Raw genomic sequence first — 8,537 nt, 5'->3', positions numbered from 1 at the left:
AAGTGTTTCGCCTCCGACGTCGCGATGAAGGTCACCACCGACGCGGTCCAGCTGTTCGGTGGGGCGGGCTACACCCGCGACTTCCCCGTCGAGCGCATGATGCGCGACGCCAAGATCACACAGATCTACGAGGGCACCAACCAGATCCAGCGCGTCGTCATGTCACGCGCACTCCTGCGCTGACGTTCTCGACGAGCCGCCTTCGGCTGGTCCGGTGTGGCCCGTCGCCGCCGGATGTCGTCGTCACGATCGCGCGAGGCCGCGGAGTGCGAGCCGGGCCGCGTGAAGGCCGGCCATGCCGTGTGCTCCGGGGCCCGGCGGGGTGGCGGCCGAACACAGGTACGTGCGGCCCATCCCGGTGCGGTAGGGGTTGCGGCCAGGTCGTGGCCCGAGCAGTAATTGGCGCGGAGACGATGCGCCGCAGAGGATGTCGCCACCCACGAAGTTCGCGTTCTCGTCCTGGAACTGTCGCGCCGGGGTTGCGATCACCTCGAGGATCCGGGATCGGAGACCGGGTGCGAACTCCTCGATGCGATCGACGATGAGGTCGGTGATGTCGGCGGTGACCCCGCGCGGCACGTGCGCGTACGCGTAGAGGGGGACAGCGTCGGCGGACCGCCGTTGTGGGTCGGCGACGAACTGCTGTCCGACGAGGACGAACGGTTTCTCTGGCAGTCGGCCCGCCGCGACGTCCTTCTCCGCTGCGACGATCTCGTTGGCCGTGCCTCCGATGTGCACTGTGCCCGCTCGTCCCACGCGTGGATCGCTCCACGGGACCTCGCCGTGCACCGCGACGTCGATCTTGTACGCGGCTGGGCCGTGGTCGAATCGACGATAAGAGCGGCGTGTGCACGTCGGGAGATCCTCGCCGAAGACGGTGTGGACGGTCGACGGGGCCGTGTCGAAGATCGTGACGTCACCCCGGGGTAGGTCGGCGATCGACCTGACGGGACTGTCGGTCTGGATCGTCCCGCCGAGGTCTCTGATGGCGTCGCTCATCGCCGTTGTGATCGCTCCGCTGCCACCCCGCGCGACCGGCCAGCCGTTGTGATGGCCTGCGGTCAGGATGCCCAGTCCGATCGCCGAGGAGAACGGCTCGGTCAGAGGCCGCATCGCGTGAGCGGCGACGCCGGTGAACAGGGCACGGGCCTGCGGGGTCCGGAAGACCTTCGCCAGGGCCGCGGCGGGTACGGCCGTGGGTGCTCCGAACCGTGCCAGTTGCACCGGATGTCGGGGCAGATGGACCACGGGGCCGAGAAGCTCGGCGGACAACGTCGGATAGCGCTGGGAGCCGTACCGGAACAGCGCGCGCCACCGAGCACGGTCGGCGCCGAGACCGACGGCGGTGCGGGTGACGGAGCGGTGGAGCAACGCGGCATCGTCGTCGACGAGCGGGTGTGCGCAGTCGATCTCCGGCCACGCCCACTGCAGTCCGTACTCCTCGAGCCCGATGAGGGCGGGTGACCCGACGGCCATGGGGTGGAATCCCGCGCAGTGGTCGACGAGAAGGTCGGCGACGGTGAACGGGCGATGGCTCCGTGTCCCGCCGCCGACGTGGTCGTGCGCTTCCAGGACGGTGACCGCGAGTCCTGCTCGAGCGAGATGCAGTGCGGCAGCGAGCCCGTTGGGCCCGCTGCCGACCACCGTCGCGGTGGATGTCACTGCGTGGCCGCCGGCGTTGCCCGGCCCGAGGACGGGAGATCATCCATCAGATGAGAGAGGCGGTCAGGCCGCCGTCGAGGACATAGTGACTGCCGGTGACCCAGGCTGCACGGTCGGATGCGAGGAAGCAGGCGACCTCGGCGATGTCTTCCACGGTGCCCAGCCGTGACTGCTTCGCGGCGACGAGGTCACCGAACGACGCGGCCGTGGCCGCCTCGAAGTCAACGCGCAAGCGGTCGACCATGGAGGTGTCGGCGAAAGCGGGGCACACGGCGTTGACCCGGATCTCCGACGGACGCAGCTCCACCGCGTAGACCCGCGTGAGCTGGATGAGAGCTGCCTTGGTCGCGCAGTACGAGCCGAGTAGCGGACTTCCCCCGACCCCGGCGACGGACGCGATGTTGACGACGTTCCCCTTGCTACGCGTCAGCGCAGGCAGGGCGGCGTTGGTGACGAGGAAGGGGCCACGGACGTTGACCGCGAAGATGCGGTCGAAGCTGTCGACCGTCTGAGCTGCCAGTGGGGAGGCGACCTCGATTCCGGCGTTGTTCACGAGGACGTCGATCCCGCCGAGGATGTCCTCGGCGGCGGCGACCGCGGCCTCGACGCTCTGCTGGTCGGTGACGTCGCAGTTGGCGACGCCGGCGGCGCCGATCTCCTCGGCGGTGCGACGGGCTGCGGCGTCGTCGATGTCGCTGATCACGACGCGTGCTCCCTCCCGGATCGCGAGTTCCGCGATCCCGCGACCGATTCCGGCTGCCGATCCGGTGATGAGGAGGCGTTTGTCGGCGAGTTCGGGCATGGGGTGTCAGGCCTTTCGATGGGATCGGGTGAGGGAGATCATCAGAGTCGTCAGAAGAGGGAGGCGGCGAGGCCGCCGTCGAGCACGAGGCTGCTCCCGGTGCACCACGATGATTCGTCGGAGGCGAAGAACGCCACGGCGGCGGCGACCTCGTCTGGCGTCCCGTAGCGGCCCTGCTTGGCGGCCATCAGCTCGTCGAACCCGCCGGGCTCCAGCCCGAGTGCGGCCTCGAAGTCCGGCCGTGCTGCGGTGACCAGTTCGGTGTCGATGAATCCTGGTAGCACCGCGTTCACTCGGACGCCGTGATCGCGGAACTCGGTGGCCGCCGTCTCGGTGAGGTTGCGTACGGCGGCTTTGCTCGCTGCATACGGGGCGATGAGGGGGGATCCGGCAGTGGCGGTGATGGAGCTGATGGTGACGATCGATCCTCCGCCGGCTGCGGCGATGGCCGGTGCCGTGTGGCGGATGGTGAGGAAAACCCCGTCGAGGTTCACCGCGGTGGTGCGTCGCCAGTCGGCGTAGGACATCTCGGCGATGGGCTGAACGCCCCCGACTCCCGCGTTGGGGACTGCGATGTGCAGGGCACCGAAGTGATCGACGGTCTGCTCGACGAGGGCCTTGATCTGGTTCTCGTCGGTGACATCGGCCTCGACGGCGATGGCGCCGTCGATGGTGTCGGCGACACCGCGAGCCGCGTCGATGTCGATGTCGGAGACGACGACTCGTGCTCCGTCGGCGGCAAGTCGCCGGACGATCGCGGCGCCGAGGCCGGCGCCGGCGCCGGTGACCACTGCTACGCGGTCGGCGATCGGCGTGGAATTCGTCATGGGGGTCCCTTCGATGGGTTTCCCCTGTCCGGCTGCGGTCGGCAGTCGGACAAGGGGAGACGGTTGGTGGGAGAACCGAGGGTCAGGCCCGGGGTTCGCTGATGAACGCGGGGATGGTCTCGGGCATGGGCGCCGCGCTGGGTGCAGCCGGGGTGCTGACCCTGCGACGCACACGGGTCGAATCGTCCTGGCGCCAGGTGACGTTGGTCGGGATGGGCCCATCAGGCAACCACGGCTGGGCAGACACGGCGTCCTCGACGTTCCATGTGCCCGTCTCGATCACACCCAACGCCGCGTCGATCACCTTGTAGCTCTGAGTCGACTTGTGGATCGGCTGGGACTCGACCCAGGCGACGATGAACTCGCCGGGCTCGAAGTTGCAGCGGCGCTGAATGGCCCGGATCAGCGACACGTCGTGCAGATGGCCGTCACCGAAGTTGAACCCGATGATCGAGTTGCAGGCGAACTCGCCCTCGCGCACGGTCCACGTGTCGATGTCGGGAATGTGGTTGATCAGCAGGGAGAACAGCCCACGTCCCTGGCTGTGCATCGACCGCCAGGCGATGGTCTGCTGCATGGTGATCTCGGCGACCGCCGGCGGGTAGCCCATGGCCTCGAGCTGGCGGACCTGGTTGCGGGTGGGCCGGACGATCTGGTCGAGCTTGTCTTCGGTGCCCGGTGCGAAAGCCCACAGCGCCGACGCCCAGTTGCCGGCGTACTGCCGCATCGACGGGGTGAAGGCGACCAGGTCCGGGCGGAGATTGCCGAGTACCGGGAAGAAGAACAGGACCACCAGGCAGGCGACGACGAACCACGGTGTGGCGTCGAACACCGACCAGCCGTTGCCGGCGGGGTGACCGACGAACAGGAACACGGCGGCGAAGGCGAACAGCAGATTCCACTCGAGCGGCACCGCCAAGGGGAACGTCGAGACGATGAAGAGGTGGAACGCCACCATGAGTACGGCCCCGAGAAGGGCGACCGTGGTGTTCGTCGTGAACAGCAGCACGATGGGTGTCGCGATCTCGACGGTGGTGCCGAGGAGATGCGCGACGGTCTTGGCCGTACCCGACGGGCGGATGTCGTCGGGGAAGTTGCGGTAGTGCTTCCGTCGCAACCAGCGAGTGGGGATGCAGGGGCTGTTCGACACCATCGGCGGGACGACGTTGGCGAAGTGCTTGCCGAACTTCGAGACACCGGCGGCGACCCACACCGAGAAGATCACGAGCTTGAGTCCCACGATGAGATCGACGATCGCGTTGTCTCCGAGCAATCCCACGACGCCGAAGAGCAGGATCGCCGGGCCGTACTGCTCGGCGCGGGCGGCGATGAAGATGGTCTTGTCCCGCAGTCCGAGGACGATGGTCAGCACGATGGGTGCGATCGCCAGACGCGGGTCGACGATCCCGCCGACGGCGTCGGGCATCGCCTGTTTGAGTGCGGGAGAGGCGATTCCGGGCAGCACGACAGGGATGAGCAGGGTGGCCAGAAGAGCGAGATAGAGCACGGCGTCGAGCGGGGTGCGACTGTCACCGCCGGTGAGGGGGACCTTGGAGGGCCACGGCGGCATGCGGACGGTGCCGGGGCGGGCCCAGAAGAGGGCGCCGCCGGTCATCGGCTTGAACTTGCCGGCGATGGGTCCCCACGATCCTGCGACACCGACGGTCTCGAGCAGCATCGTCCAGAACACGAGCTTCTCGTAGACGACGAGTTCGTTCCACCACCGATCGACCTGCCAGGGCATCCCCACCCCAGAGGTCAGGGTGATCAACGTCAGGCCGAGGCCGATGTACAGGACGAGCAGCTTGACCACATAGGTGGTCGGGATCATCTTCGGTGATCCGAAGCCGTGGTCCACCCAGTGCAGCGCAAGGGTGCGGACGCGTTCGAGGAGCGGTCGGTCGAGGAATGTCTCGACATCGACCGGGGGAAAGGCCCCGTTCTTGAATCCCATGGGTCAGCTTTCTGTGGAGCGAGTCCGGGTCGTGACGCGCACGGGTCTGCGGTCGCGCCTCGGAGCGGCATGTGGCCTGCGCCACAGAAAGTTACGGTTGTGACCCGCTCTGTCCCATGTCCCGATGGGATGAGATCCGCGCCACTTTTTGTGACCGTGAACCAATACGGATGGTCAGCGCTCGACGGCGGGTCCGAGCCAATGACAGGCAGCGAGAGCCACCTCGACCGCGAGGCGATCGGTGGCGAGTGGCGCGGGGAGCATCTTCTCGGCGTTGTCGACGCGGTACCGGATGGAGTTCTTGTGCATCGTCATCGCGGTCGCGGCCGCGTTGAGGCTGCGGTCGCATGCGAGGTAGATCCGCAGGGTGTCCCGAAGCCGCGTGGCGTTGGGTGTGTCGGCGGCGAGGTCGTCGCCCAGTACCGACCGCACCCAGGCTCGCAGTGCGGCAGGGTCGTGCGCGCAGAGGTCGACGACGGACAGTCCGGGTTGGTCGTAGCGTTCCAGCGCTCGGTTGCGGGGGCCCAGCACCGCGACGTGATGGGTGCGCAACGCCTGACGGTGCGAGCGGATGAATCCCTCGACGCCGGTGGCGATGGTGCCGACGGCGAATCGGGGGGCGTCGCTGGCCGGTGCGGCGTCGGAGAGCCGGTCGAGCGTCGAGATGATCGCGGCGACCGGGTCGCTGGACAGCTGGATCCACGCCCAAGCGGTGGCGCCGTCGCGCACCACCACCAGCGGGGCCGCGGTGCTGCCGAGCTCTGCTGCCAGCGCGCGGATGGACACCGTGAACCGTTGGAGCCGCTCCCTGCGGGCGGCGGGGTCTGCGGACCAGGCGACCAGGGCGAGGTGGCGTCCGAGGACGCGATAGCCGGTGACTCGCTGCAGGACGTCGACGCTGCCCGTGCCGGCCAGGATGCCGAGCACGGCGTCGAGACGTGCGCTCTCCCGGTCGGCGAGCCAGGATTCGCGTTCGGTCTCGTACACCGACACGACGCGTTGTGAGATCCAGTCGATGTACTCGAAGACCGAGTCGACAAGGGCGGCGTTGGCGCGGACGCGCACAGTCTCCGACGCGGGGATCGACAGGGAGGCGTCGAAGGCCCGGGCGAGGAGGAACTGTTGTCCGAGCCGGTATGCGCGGACCAGGGCGTTGACGGGAACGCCCCACTGGGCGAGCCGGCGGGCGTACTCCACGGCGGCGGCGGGCGGTTCGAATCCGTCGCCGGAGATGTCGTGCTGCAGGGCGTGCAGGATCGTGTCGACGTTGCCCTCGATGCTGGAGCCCAGCAACGCCACGAGTGAGGGGTCGTTGTTGAGTTCGACGATCTGGGACGCCAGCGACTCCCGCATCTGGCCGACGAGAGAGGTGAGCTGTGCGTTCAGGGACTCAGCGACGGCCACGACGTGGTCACGCACTTCGTCACGATCCTGTGGCGTGGCGGTCTCGCCGCTGTCGAGCGACACAGTGCGCACCTACTTCCTTGTGACCGGAGACTGAAGATCTGGCCTGTTCCGGCTCGTAAGTTACGTCACATGCTGTCGCCAACCGTCACGCCATCCGTGGTCGTCCATGCTCTGGGTGATCGGATTCGCGACGACCCCCACGGGTCGTGCCTCTCCGATGCAGCGACATCGCTGACCAACGAACAATTCGGCAACGCGGTCACCGCTCTGGCTCAGCGACTGTGTGACGGCGGCGTCGGCGTCGGCGACGTGGTGGCGGTCCTGCTGCCGAACCGCATCGAGGTGATCACCACGATGTTCGCGACGTGGGTCGCGGGGGCGACGTTGACGCCGGTCAACCCGGCGCTCACCGACGACGAGGTGCGCTACCAACTCGAGGACTCCTCGACTGTGCTCATCGTGGGTGACAGCCGCGCCGCACTGGTTGCCGATGCCCTCGACATCGCGTTCCTCGACGTCGCCTCGCTCACCGGCGCCACCGTGCCCGCGGCGGGACAGTACGCCGACGAGGCGCCGCTCGCGGGTGACAACACGAATGACTTCGCGCTCATCGTCTACACCTCGGGCACCACCGGTCGGCCGAAGGGGTGTGTGCTCACACACGAGAACATCGACGTCATGAGCAGAGCGATCGTCGCGGGCTGTCATCTCGGGCCCGACGACCGCAGTCTGCTCGTCTTGCCGTTGTTCCACTGCAACGGACTCGTCGTCGGCACGATCGCACCCCTACGTGCCGGTGGCGATGTCCACGTCGCCGACCGATTCTCGCCAGACACCTTCTGGAAACAGGTCTCCCGCGCGAAAGCCACGTACTTCTCCGCCGTACCCACCATGTACTCGCTGCTCGTCGACCGCGGCCCCACTCAACACGACCTCGCGGCGTTGCGGTTCGCGGTGTGCGGGGCAGCGCCGATGCCGGCAGGGTTGATCGCGGCGTTCGAATCCCTGTACGCAGTACCGCTGATCGAGGGCTATGGACTCTCCGAGTGCACGGTCGCTGCGACGCTCAACCCTCCCGACGCGGCGCGCAAGCCCGGAACAGTCGGATGCGCCTTGCCCGGTGTCGCCATCGCGATCGACGGCCCCGACGGACCGACGGTGGCGCCCGGTGTCACCGGGGAAGTGCTCATCGGCGGGAGAACAGTCATGCAGGGGTATCTGGGACTACCCGAGACAACTGCCGCGACCATCCGAGGAGGCTGGCTCCACAGCGGTGACCTCGGAGTGCTCGACGACGACGGTTATCTGACGCTGGTGGGACGCAGCAAGGACATGATCATCCGCGGCGGCGAGAACATCGCACCCGGGGAAGTGGAGAACGTCATCGAGACACATCCCGATGTTCTCGAGGTCGCCGTCGTCGGACGAGCGGATCCGGTGTACGGCGAGGTCCCGGTCGCCCATGTCGTCCCCCGCGCCGGGCACACCATCGACACCGACGCCCTGACCGCACACTGCGAGGAACGTCTGGCACGCTTCAAGCGCCCGACGTCCTACACGGTGCACGAAAGCCTGCCCAAGAGTGCGGTCGGCAAGATTCTCAAACGGTCACTGACCACTTCGTGACATCCCGACGCCACTGCCATCCCCCGGTGGTCTGCGCGGGACGCAGTCGCCTCGGCTCCCACGAATCCCGATCAACGCCGTGCGGCACCGTGTCGGACACCCGGCCTGGCTTCGGGCCCGACACGAAAACCCAAGGAAAAGAACGTATGCCACCGCATCCCGATTTCGATGTCTTCGCTCTCCCCGAGGAGCACGATGCGCTGCGTGAGGCGATCCGTGCGTTGTCGGAGAAGGAGATCGAGCCGTACGCGGCGGAGGT

Annotated in this window: 8 protein-coding genes; 3 read left to right on the top strand and 5 right to left on the bottom strand. The window is 67.7% G+C overall.

All coding sequences use genetic code 11. The features are described from left to right. Nucleotides 1-183 (top strand): acyl-CoA dehydrogenase family protein (locus LX12_RS21520; RefSeq protein ID WP_301284970.1); only part of this gene is annotated, 183 nt, incomplete at its 5' end. 60 nt (nucleotides 184-243) lie between these two features. Here the strand turns inward: LX12_RS21520 and LX12_RS21515 are convergent. From LX12_RS21515 to LX12_RS21495, 5 genes are all read right to left on the bottom strand, one after another. Then, on the bottom strand, nucleotides 244-1,662 hold the full coding sequence (locus LX12_RS21515; protein WP_253656667.1) for a phytoene desaturase family protein: 1,419 nt from the start codon (nucleotides 1,660-1,662) through the stop codon (nucleotides 244-246). 46 nt (nucleotides 1,663-1,708) lie between these two features. Further along, nucleotides 1,709-2,464 carry an SDR family NAD(P)-dependent oxidoreductase gene (locus LX12_RS21510; protein ID WP_253656666.1) on the bottom strand — a complete coding sequence of 252 codons (756 nt, stop codon included), beginning with the start codon at nucleotides 2,462-2,464 and terminating at the stop codon, nucleotides 1,709-1,711. Between the two features lie 50 nt (nucleotides 2,465-2,514). After that, nucleotides 2,515-3,291: a glucose 1-dehydrogenase gene (locus LX12_RS21505; RefSeq protein ID WP_253656665.1), complete on the bottom strand. Its 777-nt coding sequence runs from the start codon at nucleotides 3,289-3,291 to the stop codon at nucleotides 2,515-2,517. Nucleotides 3,292-3,373: 82 nt separating this feature from the next. After that, complete coding sequence (locus LX12_RS21500) at nucleotides 3,374-5,245, bottom strand: DUF3556 domain-containing protein (RefSeq protein ID WP_253656664.1); 1,872 nt, start codon at nucleotides 5,243-5,245, stop codon at nucleotides 3,374-3,376. 174 nt (nucleotides 5,246-5,419) lie between these two features. Next, on the bottom strand, nucleotides 5,420-6,721 hold the full coding sequence (locus LX12_RS21495) for a PucR family transcriptional regulator (protein ID WP_253656663.1): 1,302 nt from the start codon (nucleotides 6,719-6,721) through the stop codon (nucleotides 5,420-5,422). Between the two features lie 60 nt (nucleotides 6,722-6,781). Between LX12_RS21495 and LX12_RS21490 the strand changes: the two genes are divergently transcribed. Both LX12_RS21490 and LX12_RS21485 read left to right on the top strand, forming a co-directional pair. Beyond that, nucleotides 6,782-8,278: a class I adenylate-forming enzyme family protein gene (locus LX12_RS21490; protein ID WP_253656662.1), complete on the top strand. Its 1,497-nt coding sequence runs from the start codon at nucleotides 6,782-6,784 to the stop codon at nucleotides 8,276-8,278. A 146-nt stretch (nucleotides 8,279-8,424) separates the two neighbouring features. Next, on the top strand, nucleotides 8,425-8,537 hold a 113-nt coding region (locus tag LX12_RS21485), incomplete at its 3' end, for an acyl-CoA dehydrogenase family protein (RefSeq protein ID WP_253656668.1).

This window comes from Williamsia serinedens (genome assembly GCF_024171725.1).
GTDB classification, from domain to species: Bacteria; Actinomycetota; Actinomycetes; order Mycobacteriales; family Mycobacteriaceae; genus Williamsia_A; species Williamsia_A serinedens.
Note: the sequence above shows the minus strand (reverse complement) of the source record. Positions and strands in the feature narration are given on the sequence as shown.

Bases quoted from the DNA above. Each gene is read 5' to 3' on its own strand.
- LX12_RS21490 (WP_253656662.1), top strand. From the start codon at position 6,782: ATGCTGTCGCCAACCGTCACGCCATCCGTGGTCGTCCATGCTCTGGGT.
- LX12_RS21505 (WP_253656665.1), bottom strand. From the start codon at position 3,291: ATGACGAATTCCACGCCGATCGCCGACCGCGTAGCAGTGGTCACCGGC.
- LX12_RS21510 (WP_253656666.1), bottom strand. From the start codon at position 2,464: ATGCCCGAACTCGCCGACAAACGCCTCCTCATCACCGGATCGGCAGCC.
- LX12_RS21500 (WP_253656664.1), bottom strand. From the start codon at position 5,245: ATGGGATTCAAGAACGGGGCCTTTCCCCCGGTCGATGTCGAGACATTC.